The sequence below is a fragment of the Pseudacidovorax intermedius genome, from assembly GCF_003350475.1.
GTDB classification, from domain to species: domain Bacteria; phylum Pseudomonadota; class Gammaproteobacteria; order Burkholderiales; family Burkholderiaceae_C; genus Xenophilus; species Xenophilus intermedius.
Genome location: NZ_QQAV01000002.1, coordinates 281702 through 306003 on the forward strand (window position 1 = coordinate 281702; position 24302 = coordinate 306003).

The following is a 24302-nucleotide window of genomic DNA, read 5'->3' on the forward strand; positions in this document are numbered from 1 at the left end:
CATGGAGACAACGAACATGATCGCATCCGACGCAGCCTCCGTGCCCGATCCGCGCCAGCAGCCGCAGGCCTTCCTGGAGCACCTCTACCGGGTGGCCGTGCGCCAGGCCCTGCCCCTGGCACGCATGGCCGAGTACCTTCCCCCGCCGCCGCGCGGCCGTACGCTGGTGCTCGGCGCCGGCAAGGCGGGCGGATCCATGGTGCAGGCGCTCGAAGCCCTGTGGCCGCAGGACGCGCCGCTGTCCGGTCTGGTGGTCACGCGCTACGGTCACATTCCGCCGCGTCCCGAGGGCGTGCCGGCGCGCATCGAGCTGGTCGAGGCGGCCCATCCCGTGCCCGACGCCGCCGGCCTGCGTGCGGCCGAGCGCATGCTCGCCCTGACGCATGGGCTCACGGCGGACGATCTGGTGCTGTGCCTGATCTCCGGTGGCGGCTCGGCGCTGCTTACGCTGCCGGCAGAAGGCATGACGCTGGAGGACAAGCAGCGCATCAATCGGCAGTTGCTCGAATCGGGCGCCCACATCGGCGAGATGAACTGCGTGCGCAAGCATTTGTCGCGCATCAAGGGCGGCCGGCTGGCCGCCGCCTGTGCGCCTGCGCGGGTGGTGACGCTCACCATCAGCGATGTCCCGGGCGACGACCCGGCGGTGATCGCCAGCGGCCCCACGGTGCCCGATGGCAGCACTTGCGCAGAAGCCATCGGCATCGTGAAGCGCTATGGCATCGACGTGCCCGCCCGGATCATGGAGGGGCTGCAGGGGGGCTGCCTGGAAACGCCCAAGCCGGGCGACGCCGTGTTCACAGGCCACGCGGTGCACCTGATCGCGACGCCCCGTCAGTCGTTGGAGGCTGCGGCCGAGGCGGCGCGCGCCGCCGGCATCGAAGCCCATGTGCTCAGCGACGAGATCGAGGGCGAGTCGCGGGAGGTGGGCAAGGTGCACGCTGCACTCGCCCGCGCGGTGGCCCAGCACGGAACGCCCTTCGCGCGGCCCTGCGTGATCCTGTCAGGTGGCGAGACCACGGTGACCCTGCGCCAGCGCCCGCCCGGGAGTGCCAAGGGACGCGGCGGGCGCGCCGGCGAGTTCTGCATGGGACTGGCCGGTGCCTTGATGGGGCAGCCCGGCGTATGGGCCCTGGCCGCCGACACCGATGGCATCGACGGCGTGGAGGACAACGCCGGCGCCTTCGTCGCGCCCGACACGCTGGCGCGCGCGGCGCAGCGCGGCCTGAAGCTGTCGGACCACTTTGACCGCAACGATGCCTATGGCTTCTTCGACGCGCTGGGCGACCTGCTGGTGACCGGGCCCACGCACACCAACGTCAACGACTTCCGCGCGCTGCTGGTACTACCGGGCTGATCGGGTGCAGCGCGGCCCGGCTCAGGCCTGGCCGAAGATCTCTGCGGCCGGGGCAAGCCCTTCGAAGCGGGGCCTGGCGAACAGGTAGCCCTGCATCAGCCCCACGCCTTCGTGCAGGAAGAAGTCGCGTTCCCCGGCAGTCTCGATGCCTTCGGCGATCACGGTGATCGCCAGTTCTTCGCACATGCGCAGGATGCCGCGGGCGATGGCCTGGCGCGGCCGGCTGCTGTCCACGCCGCGTATCAGGGCCATGTCCAGCTTGACGACGTCCGGTTGGAAGTCCGCCAGCAGCGTGAGGCCTGCATAGCCGGCGCCGAAGTCGTCGATGGCGGTGAGGAAGCCGCAGCGCTGGTATTCCGTCAGGATGGAGGCCAGCCAGGGCCCGTCGCTGACCCGCTCGCCTTCAGTCACCTCGAACACGATGCGCTCGCGCGGAAAGCCGTACTTGTCGGCCGCTTCGAGCGTGGTGCGGATGCAGATCTCCGGCCGGTAGACGGCCTGGGGCAGGAAGTTGATCGACAGCCGCGTGTCCATGCCCAGGCCCGCGGCGATGCGGATCGCATTGACGCGGCACGCTTGGTCGAAGCGGTAGCGGTTGTCGGCATTGACTTGGTCGAGCACCGTCATCGCCCCTTCTCCTTCCGGGCCGCGGACCAGCGCCTCATGCGCCCAGATGGCGCGCGCCGGCACGTCCAGGATCGGCTGGTACGCGAAGCTGAAGGGAAAGAGGGGCACCTCGCCTTCGCGGCAGCCCTTGCAGCGCGCGTTGGCGCCGGAAGGCGAGCTTCCAGGAGCCGGTTGCAAGGCGATGGTATGAATCATGAACGGACGCTCGGTCGAAGAGAGGGCGCGACCTGGGCCCGGGCGCCCCAGGCAGGCGGAACGTCTGCATGGCGGCGCTGCGCTGGGCCGACGTCACGAATGGCTGGATGTTCGCCTGGGGCGTCTCGTCCATGTGTAGGCGGCCGTGCCGCACAGGTGAGGTCCGCTTGCGGGGGGCGGCCCGCTTACTCGCACAAGGCGCGGATTTCCGGCGGAATCGGCAGCGCCCGCATCCGGCCATCCGGCCGTTTGCCACCGAAGATGCGCACCTCCTCGCATTCGAGGATCAGCGTCTCGCCCTCGGGGTCGTCCCGCGTCACTCGGTAGGTCTGCACGAAGCTCTTCTCGCGCCATTCGCGGATATGGACGGCGAATTGCAAGGTGTCGCCATAGCTCGCGGTGCTGACGAAGCGCGCCCTGGTGTCCACCAGGGGCGTGCCGATCACACCCAGCGTGCGTGTCGTCTCCTCCCAGCGCGGCACGCCGCAGCTGGCGAAGAAATGGCGCGACGCGGCATCGATCCAGCCGAAGAAGTTGGGAAACCAGACGATGCCGGCAGGGTCGCAGTCGCCGAATTCGACGCGGGCGGTGTAGATGATGGTCTTGGACATCGCGGCAGGTTAACGGCAGCGCGTGGCTTCAATCGGCCTTGATTCCCCGCTCCTTGATGATGGTGCCGAAGCGCGTCGAGTCGGCCATTGCCCGGTCGTGGAAGGCCGCCGGTGTGCCGGGTGCGGCCTCGCCGCCCAGTTGCTGGATCCGTTCCTTGACCATCGGCAGCGCCAGCACCTTGTTGATCTCGGTGTTGAGACGCGCGATCACGGGCGCGGGCGTGCCGGCCGGCGCATAGAAGCCGAACACGGTGTCGGCATCGAAGCCCTTCAGCCCCGCCTCGGCCAGCGTGGGCACGTCGGGAAAGAGCGGCGAGCGCTGCGGGCTGCCCACCGCCAGCAGCCGCAGCTTGCCGGCCTTGACCTGCTGCAGCGCGATGCCGGGGTCGAAGTAGTAGTCGATCTGGCCCGCCAGCAGGTCCTGCAGCGCCGGGGCCGCGCCGCGGTAGGGCACATGGGTGGCGAAGGTGCCGGTCTGCGACTTGAACATCTCGCCGGCCAGGTGCGGCGAACTGCCGACGCCCGGCGAGCCGTACGAGAGCTTGCCCGGCCGCGCCTTGAGGTAGGCGATGAACTCCTGGATGTTCTTGGGCGGCAGCTCGGGCCGGATGACCAGGTACACCAGCACCCGCGCGGCGGCCGCCACCGGCACGAGGTCCTTGGCCGGGTCGAAGGGCATCTTCTCGTACAGGTGCGGATTCACGGACACCATGCCGCCGGAGCTCATCAGCAGCGTGTAGCCGTCGGCCGGCGCGCGGGCCACCACCTCGCCGCCGATGTTGCCGTTGGCGCCGCCGCGGTTCTCCACCACCACCGGCTGGCCCAGGGCTTCCGACAGCGGCTGGCCCACAAGCCGCGCCAACTGATCGGCCGCGCCGCCGGGCGGGAAATTGACGACGACCCGGATCGGCTTGGTCGGCCAGGCCTGGGCTTGGGCCTGCGCAGCCAGCGGGGCGGCGAGTGCCGCGACCATGCAGGCGGCGCCGGCCAGGTTCAGCGCCAGGCGGCGGCGCGGGTTGCGGATCGTGGTGTGGGGTTGAGGGGTCATCGCTTGTCTCCTTTTTTGGCTTCTTGGGGATCTCGGTGGCTCAGGCACCCTGGCCTTGGGAGCGCGGCGGCCGGCGCATCCAGCGGATCGGCTGCTCGGCCACCGGACGCGGCGGCGCGCCGTGGGCCCGCAGCGTGGCGTCGAGGGCGGTGCCGGCCTCGTCGGCCAGCGCGGCCTCGCGGGCTTTGGCAATGGCCTGCGCCCGCTCGGCCGGCGTGCGGCCGGGGCTGCGCGCCAGGTGGTCGACGATGTGCAGCAGGTTGGCCTTCCCGCGCTCGTTGGTGCTGCCGTAGCCCTTGATCAGCCGGCCGCACAGCGCGAGTTCATGGCCCAGGGCCCAGTCCTCGCGCGCGCCGGCCTCGACGGCGGCGAGCCAGTGCTCGATCAGCCGCTGCTCCTCGGCGAAGCGGCTGCCGATGGGGCGCAGGCGGCGCAGGCTGGCCAGCAGCCGCAGCGACGCCATGCCGACGACCGAATGGCTGCCCACCTTCAGCGGCAGGGCCCACGGCGACTGGCCGCGGCGCTGGCGGGCGCGGTCCCAGTCCTGCAGCCGGAGGGCGAGGGCGGGGGGCAGCAGGGCGGCGAATTCCGGCACACCGGGCTTGAAGTGGTCGTAGACGCGCAGCAGGTCGGCCTCGCCGGCCTTGACCTCGGTGCGCACGCGGTCGGCGCGGCTCGCGCGGGCCTTGAGCGCGGCCACGCGCACGATGTCGTCGAAGGCCATCCACAGGGCCAGCCAGCGGGCCATCTCGCGGGTGACGGCCCAGCCCTGTGCGCCCGAGGGGTCGGTTGCGCGTTCGGCATCGAGCACGCGCGCCAGGCGGTCCGTGTAGCGGCGCGCGTAGGCGGCATCCTGGTACTCCCGCGTGCGCGCATGGCCCAAGGCCAGCATCTCGTGCACGGCGAGCGGAAAGCGGCTGGCCAGGTCGGCGGGCGGCGTCGGCGCTTCGGTGGCTTTCACCGCCGGGTCTTTCAGCAGTGCGTCGACGAAGGCCGCCTGCTGGCGCGGCGCATTCACGGTCTCGTAGGCCCGGGCGAAGCCGCGCAGGCTGGCCGCCGCCATCGCTCCTGGCTTCTTGCCCGTGGCGGGATCGTGGATGGCGGCCTCGAAGGCCGCGCGCGGCCAGGGCAGCACGCCGCTGCCGGCGATGGCGCCGTACATGATGCTGCTGATGACGGTGCCGCATTCGCGGGCCATCGTCACCATGTCCAGCACCTGGTGCGCGCGGCTGAAGCGGCGCACCACCTCCAGCAGCTGCGCCGGGTCGGCCCGACCGTCGCCCAGCGCCATGCGTTCGGACGTCGTCAGGCTGCGGCTGGAGGAGGTGATGACCTGCGTGCGCGCCGGGTCGGCCATGCCGTTGGCGATCTGGCGCGTGGTCTCCAGCAGTTCGGAGGAGACGATCACGTCCAGCGCGCCCGGGGCCGGCACCAGGCTGAACACCGGCTGGCGGCCCTGCAGCTGCGCCAGCGGCACCGGGAAGACCTCGACGTAGTAGGTGGTGGCGCCGGTGCGCTGGGCCACGCCGGGCACCGAGGTGCTTTGCGCCGCATAACCGGCATGGCGCGCGGCCTCGATCAGCCATTCGGTGAGCACGCCGCCGCCCTCGCCGCCCAGGGCGCACAGCAGCAGGGTGAGGGGGCGTTGGGTGTTGGCGTGGGTCATCGCGGGCGCAGTGGTGGAAGAGGGCGTCGACATGGCAAGCGTGTTCAGGCAGGCCGCAGCGCGCGCACCAGCGCCGACTGCAGGCCGTGCAGCAGCCGCTCGTGCCAGCGCGGGTTCTGCACCACCTCGGCCCGGTAGAAGCTGGGGCACAGCGTGGCCGCATGGGCATTGGCGCCGCACAGGCCGCAGCCCACGCAGCCGTCGATGACGGTGGCCACCGGGTCCACCTTGAGCGGATCGGGGTTGTCCTTGAGCGTGAGCGTGGGGCAGCCCGACAGGCGGATGCAGGCGTGGTCGCCGTTGCACACGTCCTCGTCCACGCCGTACTTCACGCGCACCACGCGCTCGCCCTTCTTGAGCAGCTGCGCGATCCAGGGCTTGATGCGGCGCTGGCGCTCCAGCTGGCATTCGCCTTCGGCAATGATGACCTTCAGGCCCTCGAAGGACGTGGTGAACGCCTCGGTCAGCGTGGCCCGCATGGTCGCCACCTCGTAGGTGTGGACGGTGCGCATCCATTTCACGCCCAGCCCGCGCAGCGTGTCCTCGATCGTGTGGTTCTTGTGGGCCAGGCTCTGCTGCTTGTCCTCGGCGCGGGCCTTGGTGTCCTCGTCGGGCGTGGAGATGATGTCCTGCGTGCCGGTGGCGCTGGTGTAGCCGTTCTTGAAGATCAGCAGCACCGCGTCGTCGCCGTTGAAGAGGGCGCTCTGCACGCCCGTGAGCAGCCCGTTGTGCCAGAAGCCGCCGTCGCCCATGATCGACAGCACCCGCCGCTGCATCATGGGCGAGACGCCCGCGCGGCTGGCCAGGCTCATGCCGTAGCCCAGGATCGAATGGCCGCCGCTGAAGGGCTCGAAGGTGCCGAAGGCATGGCAGCCGATGTCGGCCGCGATGTGCACCTTGCCCACCTCCTGCTGCGCGAGCTTGAGGGCGGAGAAGACCGGTCGTTCCGGGCAGCCGATGCAGAAGCCCGGCGGCCTGCCCGGCAGCGGCTTGCCGAGCAGCTCGGCCACAGCGCGGCGGCGCGCGTCGTTGGCGGCCAGCCAGTCGCTGCCGGCCTGGCCGGCGCCCTCGGGCATGTAGCGGGCGGCGAAGGCGGCCAGGCCGCGGGTCAGCACCTCGGTGGTGTACTCGCCGGCCATCTGGAGCAGGTCCTTGCCGTGCAGTGGCGTCTGCAGGTCGCGGCGGCGCAGCAGGGTGGCGATGTCCTGCTCGATGTACTCGGGCTGGCCTTCCTCCACCACCAGCAGGGCGCGCTTGCCGGCGGCGAACTGCACGATCTGGTCTGGCACCAGGGGGTAGGTGACGTTGAGCACCAGGATCGGGATCTCGCTCTGGCCGAAGGCATCGGCCAGGCCGTGCTGCTGCAGCGCGCGGATGAGGGCGTTGTAAAGCCCGCCCTGCACCACGATGCCCAGGTCCTCGCGCCTTCCCGCCATCAGCTCGTTCAGGCCATGCTCGGCGATGTAGCGCTGGGCCGCCGGGATGCGCTCGGCGCTCTTGCGCTTCTCGTGGCCAAAGGTCACGGGCGGATGGGCCAGCCGCTCGTAGTCGAAGCGGGCCGGCTCCTCCATCAGGCTGCGGGTGCTGACGGCGGGCGCGCGGTTGTCCTTGCAGTCGAAGCTGCCGCGCACATGGCAGGCGCGGATGCGCAACTCCATCATGCAGGGCATGCTGGACGCTTCGGAGAGGTTAAAGCCTTCCTCCACCATACGCACCATCGTCGGCAGGTGCGGCCGCGGGTCGAGCAGGCAAAGACTGGACTTGAGCGCATAGGCATGGGTGCGCTCCTGGATCACGCTGGCGCCTTCGCCGTAATCCTCGCCCACGACGATCAGCACGCCGCCGGTCACACCGGGCGACGAGAGGTTGGAGAGCGCATCGGCCGCCACGTTGGTGCCGACGATGGACTTCCAGGTCACGGCGCCGCGCAGCGGATAGTGGATCGAGGCGCCGAGCATGGCCGCGGCCGAGGCCTCGTTCGAGCAGGCCTCCACGTGCACGCCGAGCTCCTGCATGTAGTCGCGGCCCTGCACCATCACGTCCAGCAGGTGCGACACCGGCGCGCCCTGGTAGCCGCCCACGTAGGCCACGCCGGCCTGCAGCAGCCCCTTGGTGATGGCCAGGATGCCCTCGCCGTGGAAGGTCTGGCCCGCGCCCAGGCGCAGCGCCTGCACTTCCTTGCTGAAGGAAACTTCCATGTTCTTGTCTCTCCGTCGTGGGGCTTCATGGCCGCCCGTCCTGGGGCGGCGGCAGCGTGCGTGATGCGGGCCAGTCGACCCAGGACCGTTCGGGCTGAGTCAACCCAAATCCGTTCGGGCTGAGCTTGTCGAAGCCTGGGCACCCACCCTTCGACAAGCTCAGGGCGAACGGCATCGCCAACCGGCACTGCGCAGTGTCCGGCGCATCGGGCATGCCCTCAATGCAATGGAGCCGCTAAGTGTTATGAACGACGTGCATATGGAAAAGCTGGATCTGAACCTGCTGCGCGTCTTCGATGCCGTGCACCGCACCCACAACGTAAGCCGCGCCGCAGAGGCCCTGGGCCTGACCCAGCCGGCGGTCAGTCACGGCCTGACCCGGCTGCGGCTGGCGCTGGGCGACGCGCTGTTCACCCGGGTGGCCGGCGGTGTCGCTCCCACGCCGCGGGCCGAGCGGCTGGCCCCGGCCGTGCGGGCGGCGCTCGCCACGCTGGACGAGGCCGTGGCCGAGCCCGAGCGCTTCGACCCGGCCCATTCGCGCAAGACCTTCCGCATCCACATGAGCGACATCGGCGAGGGCCGCTTCCTGCCGCCCTTGATGGAGCACCTGCGCGCCCTGGCGCCCGGTGTGCGGCTGGAGACGCTGCCGCTGCGCCCGCAGGACATCGCCGCCGCGCTGGACGAGGGCCGCATCGACCTGGCCTTCGGCTTCCTGCCCAAGGTGAAGGACACGCGTCACCAGCACCTGCTGAACGACCGCTACATCGTGCTCGTGCGCGCCGGCCATCCCTTCGCCCAGCGCGCCTTGCGCGGCAAGGCGTTGCTGGCGGCACTGCAGGGGCTGGACTTCGTGGCGGTGCGTTCGCATGCCGACACCCTGCGCATCCTGCAGCTCATGGAGCTGGAGGACCGCGTGCGGCTGGTGACCGAGCATTTCATGGTGCTGCCCGCCATCGTGCGCGAGACCGACTTGGCGGTGGTCATGCCGCGCAACATCGCGCGCAGCTTCGGCGAAGGCGCCGGCTTCGCCATCGTCGAACCCGACTTTCCCCTGCGCGATTTCGGCGTGGCCCTGCACTGGAGCCGCCGCTTCGAGGACGATGCGCCCAATCGCTGGCTGCGCGGCGAGATCGTGCGCCTGTTCGGCGAGGACACCGGCCTGCCGGCCTGACCGGATGCTGCACCGCCGCAGGGCCTGCGGCACCAGCATGGGGCGCGCAGGTGACGCCACGGTGCATGGCGAGGGTGCCCACGCGCGGCGCATAACGATTGGCGGATGGCCTCTATGGCCCAGGGCGTATCCGCGTAAGCTCGACTCCGACTAACTTCGCCCATCGCCGCGCCGCCTGCGGCTTCGCTGCCCCCACGAGATCCATGAGCACCTCCACCCAACCCATCCAGTTCTTCCACCGCGGCCGCGTGGTGGCGGTCGACGGCGTGCATCCCACGCGCTCCGTGCTCGACTGGCTGCGCGAGGACGCGCGCTGCACCGGCACCAAGGAAGGCTGCAACGAGGGCGACTGCGGCGCCTGCACCGTGGTGATCGGCGAACTGGCCGCCGAAGGTGAATCCGGCGCCGTCGGCGGGCTGAAGCTGCAGACGGTCAACGCCTGCATCCAGTTCCTGCCCACGCTGCATGGCAAGGCGCTGTTCACCGTCGAAGACCTCAAGGCGCAGACGGCCTGCGTGCACGACGGCGAGCGTCATTCCAAGCACCCTGTCCAGCAACTGCATCCGGTGCAGCAGGCGATGGTGGACTGCCACGGTTCGCAATGCGGCTTCTGCACACCGGGCTTCGTGATGTCGATGTGGGCCAGCTACGAGCAGCACGGCGCCCGCGGCAGCCGGCCGACGCGCCAGCAGCTGGCCGACGAGCTGTCGGGCAACCTGTGCCGCTGCACGGGCTATCGGCCCATCCTCGACGCCGGCCAGAAGATGTTCGACCTGCCGCCGGTCAGGCTGGATACCGCCCCCGTGGTGCAGGCCCTGCAGGCCCTGCGCACCGACGCCACCTTCGACTACGCCGCGCCGCTCGGCCACCGCACTGACCACTTCCACGCACCCGTCAGCCTGGAGGCCTTCGCCGAACTGCGCGTGGCCAAGCCGCAGGCGCGGCTGCTGGCCGGCTCCACCGACATCGGCCTGTGGGTCAACAAGCAGTTCCGCGACCTGGGCGACATCCTCTACATCGGCAACGTGCCCGAGCTCAAGCGCATCGACGTGGTGGAGCAGGACGAGCTGTGGATCGGCGCCGCCGTCTCGCTGGAAGACGCCTGGTCCGCCATCGTGCAGCGCGCGCCCTCGCTGCAGGACATGTGGCTGCGCTTCGCCTCGCCGCCCATCCGCCATGCGGGCACGCTGGGTGGCAACGTGGCCAACGGCTCGCCCATCGGCGACTCGCCGCCCATCCTCATGGCGCTCGATGCGGAGGTGGAACTGCGCAAGGGCCACTGCGTGCGCCGCATGCCCCTGACCGACTTCTACGTCGACTACATGAAGAACCAGCTGCAGAGCGGCGAGTTCGTACAGGGCATCGCGCTGCCGCTGTCGGCGTTCGAGCGCCAGTTGCGCGGCTACAAGATCAGCAAGCGCTTCGACTGCGACATCTCGGCCCTGTGCGCCGGCTTCGCGCTGGAGCTGGACGGCGAGGTGGTGCGCAGCATCCGCCTGGCCTACGGCGGCATGGCCGCCATCGTGCGCCGTGCCACCCAGGCCGAGGCCGCCCTCGTCGGCAAGCCCTGGACCCAGCAGACCGTCGAAGCCGCCAAGGCCGCACTCGCCCAGGACTTCAAGCCGATGACCGACCTGCGCGCCTCGGCCGACTACCGGCTGCAGGTGGCGCAGAACCTGCTGCAGCGCTTCTGGCTGGAGACGCGCGCCGACGAGCCGCTGGAGGCGCAGGAGACCAGCGTCTGGACGGTGATGCCTCACGCCCCTGCCTTCGGAGCCTGAACGATGAACAAGCCGATCGACCCCGCCCTGCTGCAGTCCGCCGAGGCCTTCGCCGACTACGCCGCCAACACGGCCGCCCGCATCGACACCCGGGCCGAAGCCCAGGCCCTGGCCCAGGGCGCCCGCGTGGGCATCAGCCGCCCGCACGAATCCGCCCATCTGCACGTGGCCGGCGAGGCCACCTACACCGACGACCTGCCCGAGCTGGCCGGCACGCTGCATTGCGCGCTGGGCCTGTCGCCCGTGGCGGCCGGCCGGCTGGAAGGGCTGGACCTGGACGCCATCCGCGCCATGCCCGGCGTGGTGGACGTGATCGTGGCCGACGATATTCCGGGCGCCAACGACTGCGGCTCGATCGTGCATGACGATCCTTTTCTGTGCGACGGTGACATCCGCTTCCTGGGTCAGCCACTCTTTGCCGTCATCGCCCGCACCCGCACCGAGGCCCGCCGCGCCGCCGGGCGCGCCAAGGAAGCCGCCCGCGTGGTGCCGGCCGAGCCGGTGCTGACGCCGCAGCAGGCCCATGCCCGCGGCGAGTACGTGGTGCCGCCCATGCACCTGGCTCGCAGCGACAAGGGGCTGGCCGTGCGTGCCGCCATTCAGGCCGCGCCGCATCGCCTGAAGGGCGAACTCGACGTCGGGGGCCAGGAACAGTTTTACCTCGAAGGCCAGATCAGCTACGCCATCCCGAAAGAGGGCGGGACGATGCAGGTCTACTGCTCGACCCAGCATCCCACAGAGATGCAGCACCTGGTGGCGCATGCGCTGCACCTGCATTCCAACGAGGTGCACATCGAATGCCGGCGCATGGGTGGCGGCTTCGGCGGCAAGGAATCGCAGTCCGGCCTGTTCGCCTGCATCGCCGCCGTGGCGGCCAACAAGCTGCGCCGGCCGGTCAAGCTGCGCCCGGATCGCGACGACGACTTCCTGATCACCGGCCGCCGGCACTGCTTCTGGTACGAGTACGAGGTGGGCTTCGACGACGAGGGTCGCATCCTTGGGGCCGAGATCAGCATGGTCTCGCGCGCCGGCCATTCGGCCGACCTCTCGGGCCCGGTGATGACCCGTGCCCTGTGCCACTTCGACAACGCCTACTGGCTGCCCGAGGTGAGCATGCACGGCTTCTCGGGCCGCACCAACACCCAGAGCAACACCGCCTTCCGCGGCTTCGGCGGGCCGCAGGGCGCCATCGCGGTGGAGTACGTGCTGGACTCCATCGCCCGCCAGCTCGGCCGCGATGCGCTCGACGTGCGCCGCGCCAACTTCTACGGCAAGACCGAGCGCAACGTCACGCCCTATGGCCAGACGGTGCGCGACAACGTGATCCACGAGCTTGTCGGCCAGCTCGAGGATTCGAGCAGCTACCGCGAGCGTCGCGAGGCCATCGCGGCCTTCAACGCCAAGAGCCCGGTGCTCAAGCGCGGCATGGCGCTCACGCCGATCAAGTTCGGCATCAGCTTCAACGTGCCGCACTTCAACCAGGCCGGGGCGCTGGTGCACGTCTACACCGACGGCTCCATCCTCGTGAACCACGGCGGCACCGAGATGGGCCAGGGCCTGAACACCAAGGTGGCGCAGGTGGTGGCGCATGAACTGGGCGTGGAATTCGAGCGTGTGCGCGCCACGGCCACCGACACGACCAAGGTGGCCAACACCTCGGCCACGGCCGCATCGACCGGCGCCGACCTCAACGGCAAGGCCGCGCAGGACGCGGCCCGCCAGATCCGCGAGCGGCTTGCCGACTTCGCCGCGCGCCGCCATGGGGGCACGCCCGACGCGGTGCAATTCGCCAATGGCAAGGTGCAGGTGGCCGGGCGCGAACTCACCTTCGCCACGCTCGTGGCCGAGGCCTATACCGACCGGGTGCAGCTGTGGTCCGACGGCTTCTACAGCACGCCCGGCCTGCACTGGAACGCACAGACCATGCAGGGCCATCCCTTCTACTACTTCGCCTATGGTGCCGCCGTGAGCGAGGTGGTGATCGACACCCTGACCGGCGAGTGGAAGCTGATGCGTGCCGACGTGCTGCACGACGCCGGCCGTTCGCTCAACCCCGCGGTGGACATCGGCCAGGTCGAGGGCGCCTTCATCCAGGGCATGGGCTGGCTCACCACCGAGGAGCTGGTCTGGCACCCGGGCAACGGCAAGCTGCTGACGCACGCGCCCAGCACCTACAAGATCCCCACGGCCAACGACTGCCCGCCGGTGTTCAACGTGCGGCTCTTCGATGGCCCCAATGCCGAGGACTCCATCCACCGCAGCAAGGCCGTGGGCGAGCCGCCGCTGCTGCTGCCCTTCTCGGTGTTCTTCGCCATCCGCGACGCCGTGTCGGCCGCGGGCGGCCACCGGGTCGATCCGCCGCTGCGGGCACCGGCCACCAGCGAGGCCATCCTGCGTGCGTTGAACGCGGTCCAGTCCGCTCCCGCCGCCGCCTGATCGTTCGGCCGGGGCCGTCGTCGCCATGGCCCCGCCACGGGGCCGGGCGCCGCCTGTCTCTGGCAGAGTGAGGCCCCATGCGAGACCAGGCCCTCTTCGACAAGATCGATCTGCACCTCATCCGGGTGCTCTACACCGTGCTCACCGACCGCAGCGTCTCGCGCGCTGCCCTGCGGCTGGGCATGTACCAGCCGGCCGTCTCGGCCGCGCTCAAGCGGCTGCGCGAGCTGTCGGGCGACCCGCTGCTGGTGCGCTCGGGCTCCGGCATGGTGCCCACCGAGGCGGGGTTGCGCATGATCGAGCCCGCGGCCAGCATCCTGCGCGCCGCCGAGATGCTGTTCTCGGACGTGCGCGGCTTCGATCCGCAGACGGCGGCCACCACCTTCCGCATCGCCGCCAACGACTACCTCGATCCGCTGTTCCTGCCGCTCGTGGTGACGCAGATCAAGCGGCTGGCACCGCTCACGCGCATCGAGATCCATCCGCTCTCGTCCGATTCCGACTACCACGCCCACCTGGCCGAAGGCACGCTGGACCTGGTGATCGGCAACTGGCTCAAGCCGCCAGAAGACCTGCACATGTCGCGCCTCTTCGGCGACGAGGTCGTGTCGATGGTGAGTCAGGAGCACCCCGCGGTGCGCCGCGGCTGGGACTTCGAGACCTGGCTGGAGGCCGAGCACATTGCGCCGACGCCCACGCACCCGGGCGCGCGCGGGATCATCGACCAGATGCTCGACGCCATCGGCCGCCAGCGCAACATCACGGCGCGCTGCGCGCACTTCAGCCTGATTCCGCAGATGGTGGCCAGCAGCCTGCTGGTGCTGACCACCGGCCGCCAGTTCTGCGAGCGCTTCGCCCAGCAGCTGCCGGTGCGCATCCTCGACTGCCCGGCCACCTTGCCCCGCCTGCTCTATTACCAGCTGTGGCACGAGCGCACGCATTCGTCGAGTGCGGCGCAATGGCTGCGCGAGCAGGTCAAGAACGCGGCCGCCTCGCTGCGGCAGCCCGGCGCCCCCTGATTCCCTTCGCTTTCCTCATCCACAACAACACCGGAGACAAACCCATGAATGCGATCGAGCGGCTGTTCAAGCTGCAGGAGCACGGCACGACCGTGCGCACCGAGCTGCTGGCCGGCCTGACCACCTTCCTCACGATGGCCTACATCATCTTCGTCAACCCCTCGATCCTGGGCGACGCGGGGATGCCGAAGGAGGCCGTCTTCGTCGCCACCTGCGTGATCGCCGCCCTGGGCTCGGCCATCATGGGCCTGTATGCCAACTACCCGATCGCGCTGGCGCCGGGCATGGGTCTGAACGCCTACTTCGCCTACGGGGTGGTGCAGCACATGGGCTTCACCTGGCAGGCAGCGCTGGGGGCGGTGTTCGTCTCGGGTTGCCTCTTCCTGCTGGTGACGCTGTTCCGCATCCGCGAGCTGATCATCCGCGGCATCCCGCTGTCGCTGCGCTATGCCATCACGGTGGGCATCGGCCTGTTCCTGGCGCTGATCGCGCTCAAGAGCGCGGGCATCGTCGCCGCCTCCCCGGCCACGTACGTCACGCTGGGCGACCTGCACCAGCCCGCGGCCGTGCTGGCGGTGCTGGGCTTCTTCCTGATCGTGACGCTGGACCGGCTCAAGGTGCCGGGCGCCATCCTGATCGGCATCGTGGCCGTGACGCTGGCCAGCTTCTTCTTCGCGGGCAACCAGTTCAAGGGCGTGGTGTCGGCGCCGCCCTCCATCGCGCCCACGCTGCTGCAGCTGGACATCAGGGGTGCGCTGGCCGGCGGCATCCTCAACGTGATCCTGGTGTTCTTCCTGGTCGAGCTGTTCGATGCCACCGGTACGCTGATGGGCGTGGCCAAGCGCGCCGGCCTGCTGGTGCCGGGCAAGATGGACCGGCTCAACAAGGCGCTGCTGGCCGATTCGGGCGCCATCTTCGCGGGCTCGCTGCTGGGCACCTCCAGCACCACGGCCTATGTCGAGAGCGCGGCAGGCGTGCAGGCGGGCGGCCGCACGGGCCTGACGGCGCTGACGGTGGCCGTGCTCTTCCTGGCCTGCCTGTTCATCGCGCCGCTGGCCGGCGTGGTGCCGGCCTATGCGACGGCGCCGGCCCTGCTCTTCGTGGCATGTTTGATGCTCAGGGACTTGACCGAACTGGACTGGAACGAGACCACCGAGGTCATCCCCGCGGCCATCACCGCGCTGGCGATGCCCTTCACCTATTCCATCGCCAATGGCCTGGCCTTCGGTTTCATCAGCTATGCGGTGCTGAAGCTGATCACCGGCCGGGCGCGGGAGGCGCACTGGATGGTGTGGGTCATCGGCGGGATCTTCCTGTTCAAGTACATCTACCTGCCGGGTCACTGACCTATCCGGGCCGGCCCCAGGCGACTAGCATTCACCGTTTTTCTTAAAAGAGCGACCCCCGAAGGCCACCCCCCATGTCCCCCCCCAGACTCCAGCTCGCGCACATCACCAAGCGCTATCCCTCGGTGGTCGCCAACAGCGACGTGTCGCTCATCGTGCAGCCCGGCGAAACCCATGCCGTGCTGGGCGAGAACGGCGCCGGCAAGTCCACGCTAATGAAGATCATCTACGGCTCGGTCAAGCCGGACGAGGGCACGGTGAACTTCAACGGCCAGCCGGTGGCGATCCGCAATCCGCAGGAGGCGCGTCAGCTGGGCATCAGCATGGTGTTCCAGCACTTCAGCCTGTTCGACACGCTGACGGTGGCAGAGAACGTGTGGCTGGGCCTGGACAAGAGCCTGGCGCTGGCCGAGGTCACGCGTCGTATCGTGGCCAAGGCCGGCGAATACGGGCTGGAGATCGACCCGCTGCGGCCGGTCCATACCCTGTCGGTGGGCGAGATGCAGCGGGTGGAGATCATCCGCGCGCTGCTCACCGACCCCAAGCTGCTCATCCTGGACGAGCCCACCTCGGTGCTGACGCCGCAGGCCGTGCAGAAGCTCTTCGTGGTGCTCAAGAAGCTGGCCTCCGAGGGCTGCTCCATCCTCTACATCAGCCACAAGCTGCACGAGATCCGCGAGCTGTGCACCGCCTGCACCGTGCTGCGCGGCGGCAAGGTCACGGGCGTGTGCAATCCGCAGCAGGAGACCAACGAGTCGCTGTCGCGCCTGATGATCGGCGCCGAGCCGCCGCCGCTGACGCACCGGCCGTCCAACGTGGGCGAGGTGGCGCTGGCGGTCGAGCGTCTGAGCCTGCCGCGCGAAGACCAGTTCGGCGTGGACCTGGACGGCGTCTCGCTGCAGGTGCGCGCAGGCGAGGTGGTGGGCATCGCCGGCGTGTCCGGCAACGGCCAGAAGGAGTTGCTCTACGCCCTGTCGGGCGAGGACGTGCGGGCCGAGCCCGGCATGGTCCGCCTTTTCGGCCAGGGCGCGGGCCGGCTGCGGCCGCGGGCGCGCCGCAGGCTGGGCCTGCATTTCGTGCCTGAAGAGCGGCTGGGCCGCGGCGCCGTGCCCACGCTGGGCCTCGCGCATAACCTGCTGCTGACGCGCGACGACGCGGTGGGCAGCGGCGGCTGGCTGCGCATCGGCCAGCTGGAGCAGCAGGCCCGCGCCATCATCGAGCGCTTCAAGGTCAAGGCCGGCGGGCCGCAGTCGGCGGCCAAGTCGCTGTCGGGCGGCAACCTGCAGAAGTTCATCGTCGGCCGCGAGATTGACGCCAGCCCCAAGCTCTTCATCGTGTCGCAGCCGACCTGGGGCGTGGACGTGGGCGCCGCGGCGCTGATCCGCGCCGAGATCCTGGCGCTGCGCGACGCGGGCTGTGCCGTGCTGGTGGTCAGCGAGGAGCTGGACGAGCTGTTCGAGATCAGCGACCGGCTGCATGTGATCGCCAAGGGGCGGCTGTCGCCTTCCATCGACCGGGCGGCGGCCACCGTGCCGCAGATCGGCGAATGGATGAGCGGACTGTGGGAGGGCGCGGCTTCGCGCGCGGAGGAGGAGGGCATCCATGCTCAAGCTTGAGTTGCGGCCGCAGCTGTCGCGTTTCTGGAGCTACGGCTCGCCCATCCTGGCGCTGCTGATCACCGTGGTGATCGGCGTGATCCTGTTCGCCGCGCTGGGCAAGGACCCGGTGCGGGGGCTGCAGGTCTTCTTCTGGGAGCCGATCAAGAGCAGCTATGCCATTGGCGAGCTGCTGGTGAAGGCCACGCCATTGCTGGTCATCGCGCTGGGGCTGGCGGTGTGCTTCCGCTCCAATGTGTGGAACATCGGTGCCGAGGGGCAGTTCGTGCTGGGCGCCATCGCCGCGGGCGGCATGGCGCTGCTGGCCGACAAGAACACCGGCCCGTGGATCGTGCCGGCCATCCTGATAGCCGGCGTTCTGGGCGGCATGCTGTGGGCGGCCATCGTGGCCTGGCTGCGGGACGTGTGCAATGCCAATGAGATCCTCACCAGCCTGATGCTGGTCTACGTGGCCACGCTGCTGCTGCTGTGGCTGGTGGGCGGACCGTGGAAGGACCCGATGGGCTACAACTTTCCGCAGACCAAGACCTTCGAGTCGGTGACGCAGATCCCGCGGCTCATGAAGGGCTCGCGCGTGACCATCGGCGTGGTGATCGCTCTGGTGGGCGTGGCGGCGCTGTGGGTCTTCCTGTTCCGCACCCGGCTGGGCTTCGCGCAGCAGGTGGGCGGGCTGGCGCCGGCGGCGGCGCGCTACGCGGGCTTCTCGGCCCGGCGTGCGGTGTGGATCGCGCTGCTGACCTCGGGCGCCGCGGCCGGCCTGGCCGGTGCGCTCGAAGTGGCCGGCCCCATCGGGCAGCTCACGCCCTATGTGCCCGCAGGCTACGGCTTCGCGGCCATCATCGTGGCCTTCGTCGGGCGGCTGCATCCGGTGGGCATGGTGTTCTCGGCCATCCTGATGAGCATGTTCTACATCGGCGGCGAGTTGGCGCAGTCCCGTCTGGGCCTGCCCAAGTCGCTGACGGCGGTGTTCCAGGGCCTGCTGCTGTTCACGCTGCTGGCCTGCGACACGCTGGTGGCGTACCGGGTGCGCGTGAAGGCCGCGGCGCGGCCGGTCTCGCCCGCGGCAGGCACCTCGTCGCTGCAGGTATCGACGCCGGATGTCGTCCCCCAAGTCAAGGAGGCCTGAACATGAACCCCCACGCTCATCACTTCGTGTATTCGCAGCCCCCCGAGGGGGCGCAGGCCTCCCTTGGGGCGGCCCGTCGGGAGGCCTGAATGGAAAGCTACGCACTCCTCCTGGGCGCCATGCTCAGCGCCGGCACCGTGCTGGCCATCGCCGCGCTCGGTCTGCTCATCAACGAGAAGGCCGGCATCGTCAACCTCGGCGCCGAGGGCATGATGCTGTGCGCCGCCATCGGCGGCTTCGCGGCCTATGTGCACACGCACAACGCCTGGATCGGCTTTGCGGCCGGCATGGCGGTGGGTGCGCTGCTGGCGGGCCTGTTCGGCGTGCTGGTGATCTGGCTCAACACCAACCAGTACGCCACGGGCCTCGCGCTGTCGCTCTTCGGCGTGGGCTTCTCGGCCTTCGTCGGCATCAACTACGTGCAGGCCAAGGCGCCAGGCGGCATGGCCTTCGCCATCCCTGTGCTGGGCGACATTCCCTTCATCGGGCCGGCGCTGTTCCGCCACCATCCGCTGGTGTACTTCGCGGTGGCGCTCACCTTCGCGCTGATCTGGTTCCTGTACCGCACGCGGGCCGGGCTGGTGCTGCGCTCGGTGGGCGAGTCGCCCGAGTCGGCGCACGCGCTGGGCTATCCGGTGCGGCGCATCCGGCTGATGGCAGTCATGGCCGGCGGCGCGCTGTGCGGTCTGGCGGGCGCCTACCTGTCGGTGGTCTACACGGGACTGTGGGTGGAGAACATGGTGGCCGGCCGTGGCTGGATCGCGCTGGCGCTCACCACCTTCGCCACCTGGCGGCCCCTGCGGGTGCTGCTGGGCGCCTACCTCTTTGGCGGCGTGACGCAACTGGGCTTCCACCTGCAGAGCGTGGGCGTCGACGTGCCCAGCCAGTTCCTGGCCATGATGCCCTACGTGGCCACCATCGTGGTGCTGGCGCTGATCTCGCGCAACCCCGCCTTCATCCGCGTCAACATGCCGGCCTCGATCGGGAAACCGTTCTACCCCGGCTCATAATGCGCGCTGCATTTTTTCACCTCCCTCAACGTCTTGCTGCCAAGGACCTTTAGACAATGACCGATCTGAACAAGCGCTCGCTGCTCAAGCTCGCCGCCATCTCCGCCGCGGCTGCGGCCGCCCTGGTGGGCTGCGGCAAGAAGGAAGAGGCGCCTGCTGCGGCAGCACCCGCGGCGCCCGCGCCCACCGCCGCCGCGCCCGCTCCGGCTTCGACGGCACCCCTGGAGATCGCCTTCGCCTACGTGGGCCCGGTGGGTGATGGCGGCTGGACCTTCGCCCACGACAACGGCCGCAAGGCGCTCGAGAAGGAATTCGGCGACAAGATCAAGACCACCTTCGTCGAGAGCGTGCCCGAGTCGGCCGATGCCGAGCGCGTGTTCCGCGACTTCGTGGGCCAGGGCAAGAAGCTGATCTTCGGCACCACCTTCGGCTACATGGAGCCCATGCTCAAGGTCGCCGGCGACGCCAAGGACGTGAAATTCGAGCATGCCACCGGCTACAAGACGGCCGAGAACATGCGCACCTACGACAGCCGCACCTACGAAGGCGCGTACATGGCCGGCATCATCGCTGGCGCCATGACCAAGTCGAACAAGCTGGGCGTGGTGGGCTCGGTGCCGATCCCCGAGGTGCTGCGCAACATCAACAGCTTCACGCTGGGTGCCCAGTCGGTGAACCCCAAGATCACCACCAACGTGGTGTGGGTCAATGAATGGTTCAGCCCGCCCAAGGAAACCGAGGCTGCCACTGCCCTGATCAACGGCGGTGCCGACGTGCTGTTCCAGAACACCGATTCGCCGGCCGTGCTCAAGACCGCGCAAGAGAAGGGCAAGCGCGCCTTCGGCTGGGACAGCGACATGACCGCCTACGGTCCCAAGGCCCACTTGGCCTCGGCCGTGATCAACTGGGGCCCGTACTACATCAAGGCCACCAAGGACGTGCTGGATGGCACCTGGACCACCGGCCAGACCTGGTGGGGCGTGAAGGAAGGCGCGATCGACCTGGTTTCCGTGGCCGACGACGTGCCGGCCGACATCAAGGCCAAGGTCGACGAGGTCAAGAAGGGCCTGAAGGATGGCACCTTCCAGATCTGGAAGGGCCCGATCGTCGGCCAGGACGGCAAGGAACTCATCGCCGCCGGCGCAGCCGCTGACGACAAGTTCCTGTCGGGCGTGAACTTCTACGTCAAGGGCGTCGAAGGCAAGGTGCCAGGCGGCGAAAAGAAGTAAGCACGCTGCTGAAAACATCACGGGGCCACCTTCGGGTGGCCTTTTTCGTTGGGTGTCTCCTGCCTCTGACACGCGATGATGCTGATGGGCACGCTCATGCCCGCTTCGGAATTCGCACATCAGGGAAAGCACGATGGCAACTCAAGCGACAAACACCGGCGCAGTCACAACCAGCAGAAAGGAATTGAGCGGAATTCGATGGGTTTCAAGATTTCCAACCAGCACATCTTGCGACGACCTAGCAGCTCCTTTCAGAGGCAACGTGAACAGATTCATTAGCGCCATCCAGGCTGCAGGCGGGACCGTGCGCATTTCGGCCACCTATCGCCCGAGAGAGCGTGCGTATCTCATGCACTACGCTGCAGCAATAGCAAGAGGCAGCGTTGCGCCGGATCGTGTACCTTCCATGGCCGGAGTGGACATCGAATGGGATCATGGGGCGAACGAAGCATCACTCGCTGCAGCCCGAGCAATGGCGGCAGCCTACGACATCGTCTATCCGCCGGCCTTGCTCACACGGCACACGGAACGCGCAGCGATTGACATGACGATTTCTGGTCTGCGCAACAAGACTGTTAAGGATGCGTCGGGCGCTGACATTCCGATCAAGACGGAAAGTGATCTGTACGAAGTGGGTGAGAGCTATGGCGTCATGAAGCATCGCGTTGATCGCCCCCACTGGTCCGACAACGGCCATTGAGGCTCTAATGCAGCGACTTGTACTGCTTGCCATCCTTGGGCTTACAGCCGCCCTCGCACGCGCGGAACCAGCTTTTGTGCAGGTGTTGCCTGACGGCAAGCGCGAGCTATTCACGACCCGCGTGCTGGCGCCGGGTGACGAGATTCAAAGCCAATTTCCTGACTCCAGCGGACGGCCCCGGTGTTGCGTGAAATTGCGGGTACTCAATACGCTACCGGATTCGTCCCGCGTCACCGATCAGTTGAACGAGGAGCACGTGTATTCGTACCAATTGCCAGCGTCAGATCTGATCAATGGCGTGCCCTTCATCGGCGCCGCATGGACGGGCCCGTTCAAGGGAAAAGTTCGCAACCCGATGCCCACGGTCTGCACCAGCAACGAAGGTGCGCATCTTCTGCTGATGGAACGAGGTCGTCCGAAGGCACACCTCTACATGTATTTCGGCTACGACGTGGAGCCCACCTGCACCGAGAGGCTGCTCGCACGCTTCGAATGAGCGGGTGCCCGCTGGGGACGGCGCGGCTTATGCTTGGGCATCGCGATTGCCGACCCCATTCCCACCATGAGCCTGCCCTTCGATACCGCCGCCATCCCCGCCGAGCGCCTTCCTGAGTTGTTGGGCATCATGCCCAAGGCCGAACTGCACATGCATATCGAAGGCTCGCTGGAGCCTGAACTGATCTTCGCGCTGGCGCAGCGCAATGGCGTGACCATCCCCTATGCCAGCGTGGAAGAGCTGCGCAAGGCCTATGCCTTCACCAATCTGCAGAGCTTTCTGGACATCTACTACGCCGGCGCCAGCGTGCTGCTCACTGAGCAGGATTTCTACGACATGGCCTGGGCCTACCTGCAGCGCGCGGCGGCCGACAACGTGCGCCGCGCCGAGATGTTCTTCGATCCGCAGACCCACACGGAGCGCGGCGTGTCGATGGCCACGGTGATCGGCGGCCTGCACCGGGCGTGCGTGGACGCCAAGACGGCGCTGGGCGTGGATGCGGCGCTGATCCTGTGCTTCCTGCGCCATCTCAGTGAGGAGTCGGCCTTCGAGACGCTGGAGCAGGCGTTGCCTTTCCGGGACCAGTTCATCGGCGTGGGCCTCGATTCGAGCGAGGTCGGCCATCCGCCCGAGAAGTTCGCCCGCGTCTTCGCGCGCTGCCGCGAGTTGGGCCTTCACCTCGTCGCGCATGCCGGGGAGGAAGGCCCGCCCGCCTATGTGTGGAGCGCGCTCGATGTCCTCAAGGTCGAGCGCATCGACCACGGCGTGCAGAGCACCAAGGACCCGGCGCTGATGAAGCGCCTGGCCGCCGACCGCATTCCTCTGACGGTCTGCCCGCTGTCCAACCTCAAGCTCTGCGTGTTCCCCCAGTTGTCGCAGCACAACCTGGGGCAGTTGCTCGACGCGGGCCTGATCGCCACCGTGAACTCGGACGACCCGGCCTACTTCGGTGGCTACATGAACGAGAACTTCTTGCAGACCTTCGCGGCCACGGGCTTGGACGCGAAGCAGGCCTGGCAACTCGCCGCCAACAGCTTTGAAGGTAGCTTTGCCGATGTAGCGGCCAAGAAGCAATGGAGAGATGAGCTGGCTCATTGCTTCGCCAGCTTCCGCTGACGATGATCAGCTGCGCTTCGGGCTCACCGTCTTGCGATACCCCACCCGCCCCTTGTCGTCGACGCTTTCCAGGTGGACGTCGAAGCCCCAGAGCCGCGCGACGTGCTTGAGCACCTCGGGCGTCTCTTCATGCAGCGGCCGACCGTTGCGCTGCGTGTGGCGCAGCGTCAGTGAGCGGTCGCCGCGGAGATCCACATTCCAGACCTGGATGTCGGGCTCGCGGCTACCCAGGTCGTACTGTCGCGCGAGCGATTCGCGCAGGGCCCGGTAGCCGGCTTCGTCGTGGATGGCGGCCACTTCCAGTTCCGGATCGGCCTCATGGTCGCGTATCGCAAAGAAGCGGAAGTCGCGCATGACCTTCGGGCTCAGGAACTGGCCGACGAAGCTCTCGTCCTTGAAGTTGCGCATGGCGTAGTCCAGCGTCGTCAGCCAGTTGGAGCCGGCGATGTCGGGGAACCACTGCCGGTCTTCCTCGGTGGGCTTCTCGCAGATGCGCTTGAGGTCGCTGTACATCGCGAAGCCCAACGCGTAGGGATTGATGCCGCTGTAGGCGCGGTGCCCCACCGGCGGCTGGTAGACCACGGCGGTGTGCGAGCTCAGCCACTCGATCATGAAGCCGTCGGCCAGCAGGCCGCGGTCGTACATGGTGTTGAGCAGCGTGTAGTGCCAGAACGTGGCCCAGCCCTCGTTCATGACCTGCGTCTGGCGCTGCGGGTAGAAGTACTGCGCCACCTTGCGCACGATGCGCACCACTTCGCGCTGCCAGGGCTCCAGCAGGGCGGCGTTCTTTTCGATGAAGTACAGCAGGTTCTCCTGCGGCTCCTCGGGAAAGCGGCGCGCCGCCTGTGGGTCCTGCGCCGCGGCACCGGAGCGTGGCACCGTGCGCCACAGGTCGTTGAGCTGGCGCTGGATGTAGGCCTCGCGCTCGGCGCGGCGTTCCTTCTCCTGCGCCAGCGAACGCTTCTGCGGCCGGCGATAGCGGTCCACGCCGTAGTTCATCAGCGCGTGGCAGGAGTCGAGCAAGTCTTCCACCGCCTCCACGCCATGGCGTTCCTCGCACTCGGCAATGTAGTTCTTGGCGTAGACCAAGTAGTCGATGATGGACGAGGCATCCGTCCACATGCGGAAGAGGTAGTTGCCCTTGAAGAAGCTGTTGTGGCCGTAGGCCGCGTGGGCGATCACCAGCGACTGCATGGCCATCGTGTTCTCCTCCATCAGGTAGGAGATGCATGGGTCGGAGTTGATGACGATCTCGTAGGCCAGGCCCATGTGGCCGCGGCGGTAGTTCTTTTCGGTGGCGATGAACTGCTTGCCGTAGGACCAGTGGCGGTAGAGCACCGGCATGCCCACGCTGGCGTAGGCGTCCATCATCTGCTCGGCCGAGATGATCTCCAGCTGGTTCGGGTAGGTGTCCAGGCCGAAGGCGCGCGCCGTTCTGGCGATCTCGTCGTGGTAGGTCTCGATGAGCTCGAAGGTCCAGTCGGACGGGCTGGGCAGGCGCTCGGGCGCGCGCTCGAAGACGGGGGGCAGGCGGGACGGGGTCATCGTGTCCTT

General features: G+C 68.5%; 19 protein-coding genes. 13 read left to right on the top strand and 6 right to left on the bottom strand.

Annotated features, from left to right (window positions below):
* Nucleotides 1–16 precede the first annotated feature (16 nt).
* Nucleotides 17–1357: a glycerate kinase type-2 family protein gene (locus DFR41_RS07960; protein WP_114802353.1), complete on the top strand. Its 1341-nt coding sequence runs from the start codon at nt 17–19 to the stop codon at nt 1355–1357.
* Nucleotides 1358–1378: 21 nt separating this feature from the next.
* On the opposite strand, the gene DFR41_RS07965 is transcribed toward DFR41_RS07960, so the two are convergent.
* The 5 genes from DFR41_RS07965 to DFR41_RS07985 all read right to left on the bottom strand — a co-directional run bounded on the left by DFR41_RS07965 (nt 1379) and on the right by DFR41_RS07985 (nt 7702).
* A complete protein-coding gene (locus DFR41_RS07965) occupies nt 1379–2179 on the bottom strand; it encodes an EAL domain-containing protein (protein ID WP_017759228.1) in 801 nt (266 codons plus the stop codon).
* A 185-nt stretch (nt 2180–2364) separates the two neighbouring features.
* Nucleotides 2365–2790: an acyl-CoA thioesterase gene (locus DFR41_RS07970; protein WP_114802354.1), complete on the bottom strand. Its 426-nt coding sequence runs from the start codon at nt 2788–2790 to the stop codon at nt 2365–2367.
* A 28-nt stretch (nt 2791–2818) separates the two neighbouring features.
* Nucleotides 2819–3838: a Bug family tripartite tricarboxylate transporter substrate binding protein gene (locus DFR41_RS07975; protein WP_114802355.1), complete on the bottom strand. Its 1020-nt coding sequence runs from the start codon at nt 3836–3838 to the stop codon at nt 2819–2821.
* A gap of 40 nt (nt 3839–3878) precedes the next feature.
* On the bottom strand, nt 3879–5504 hold the full coding sequence (locus DFR41_RS07980; protein ID WP_114802356.1) for an indolepyruvate oxidoreductase subunit beta family protein: 1626 nt from the start codon (nt 5502–5504) through the stop codon (nt 3879–3881).
* Nucleotides 5505–5548: 44 nt separating this feature from the next.
* Nucleotides 5549–7702 (bottom strand): thiamine pyrophosphate-dependent enzyme, encoded by a 2154-nt coding sequence (locus DFR41_RS07985; RefSeq protein ID WP_114802357.1) that lies wholly within the window; start codon nt 7700–7702, stop codon nt 5549–5551.
* 244 nt (nt 7703–7946) lie between these two features.
* On the opposite strand from DFR41_RS07985, the gene DFR41_RS07990 reads away from it, so the two are divergent.
* From DFR41_RS07990 to DFR41_RS08040, 12 genes are all read left to right on the top strand, one after another.
* Nucleotides 7947–8873 carry a LysR family transcriptional regulator gene (locus DFR41_RS07990; protein ID WP_017759129.1) on the top strand — a complete coding sequence of 309 codons (927 nt, stop codon included), beginning with the start codon at nt 7947–7949 and terminating at the stop codon, nt 8871–8873.
* Between the two features lie 203 nt (nt 8874–9076).
* On the top strand, nt 9077–10654 hold the full coding sequence (xdhA, locus tag DFR41_RS07995) for a xanthine dehydrogenase small subunit (RefSeq protein ID WP_114802358.1): 1578 nt from the start codon (nt 9077–9079) through the stop codon (nt 10652–10654).
* A 3-nt stretch (nt 10655–10657) separates the two neighbouring features.
* Nucleotides 10658–13090, top strand: a complete 2433-nt coding sequence (gene xdhB, locus DFR41_RS08000; protein WP_017759131.1) for a xanthine dehydrogenase molybdopterin binding subunit — start codon at nt 10658–10660, stop codon at nt 13088–13090.
* Nucleotides 13091–13167: 77 nt separating this feature from the next.
* Nucleotides 13168–14109, top strand: a complete 942-nt coding sequence (locus tag DFR41_RS08005; protein ID WP_017759132.1) for a LysR family transcriptional regulator — start codon at nt 13168–13170, stop codon at nt 14107–14109.
* Between the two features lie 44 nt (nt 14110–14153).
* Nucleotides 14154–15455 carry an NCS2 family permease gene (locus tag DFR41_RS08010; protein WP_114802359.1) on the top strand — a complete coding sequence of 434 codons (1302 nt, stop codon included), beginning with the start codon at nt 14154–14156 and terminating at the stop codon, nt 15453–15455.
* Nucleotides 15456–15529: 74 nt separating this feature from the next.
* Entirely contained in the window at nt 15530–17071 is a 1542-nt protein-coding gene (locus DFR41_RS08015) for an ABC transporter ATP-binding protein (RefSeq protein WP_114802360.1), read from the top strand.
* Entirely contained in the window at nt 17058–18197 is a 1140-nt protein-coding gene (locus DFR41_RS08020; protein ID WP_114802361.1) for an ABC transporter permease, read from the top strand. The genes DFR41_RS08015 and DFR41_RS08020 overlap by 14 nt, the downstream gene beginning before the upstream one ends.
* A gap of 89 nt (nt 18198–18286) precedes the next feature.
* A complete protein-coding gene (locus tag DFR41_RS08025) occupies nt 18287–19207 on the top strand; it encodes an ABC transporter permease (RefSeq protein ID WP_017759136.1) in 921 nt (306 codons plus the stop codon).
* A gap of 56 nt (nt 19208–19263) precedes the next feature.
* Nucleotides 19264–20436 carry a BMP family ABC transporter substrate-binding protein gene (locus DFR41_RS08030; protein WP_114802362.1) on the top strand — a complete coding sequence of 391 codons (1173 nt, stop codon included), beginning with the start codon at nt 19264–19266 and terminating at the stop codon, nt 20434–20436.
* A 262-nt stretch (nt 20437–20698) separates the two neighbouring features.
* A complete protein-coding gene (locus DFR41_RS08035) occupies nt 20699–21136 on the top strand; it encodes a hypothetical protein (protein ID WP_244917692.1) in 438 nt (145 codons plus the stop codon).
* 7 nt (nt 21137–21143) lie between these two features.
* Nucleotides 21144–21632: a hypothetical protein gene (locus tag DFR41_RS27330; RefSeq protein ID WP_147284326.1), complete on the top strand. Its 489-nt coding sequence runs from the start codon at nt 21144–21146 to the stop codon at nt 21630–21632.
* A 66-nt stretch (nt 21633–21698) separates the two neighbouring features.
* On the top strand, nt 21699–22748 hold the full coding sequence (locus DFR41_RS08040; protein WP_114802537.1) for an adenosine deaminase: 1050 nt from the start codon (nt 21699–21701) through the stop codon (nt 22746–22748).
* Between the two features lie 6 nt (nt 22749–22754).
* Here DFR41_RS08040 and DFR41_RS08045 read toward each other — a convergent pair whose 3' ends face one another.
* A complete protein-coding gene (locus DFR41_RS08045) occupies nt 22755–24293 on the bottom strand; it encodes a SpoVR family protein (protein WP_211322562.1) in 1539 nt (512 codons plus the stop codon).
* Nucleotides 24294–24302 lie beyond the last annotated feature (9 nt).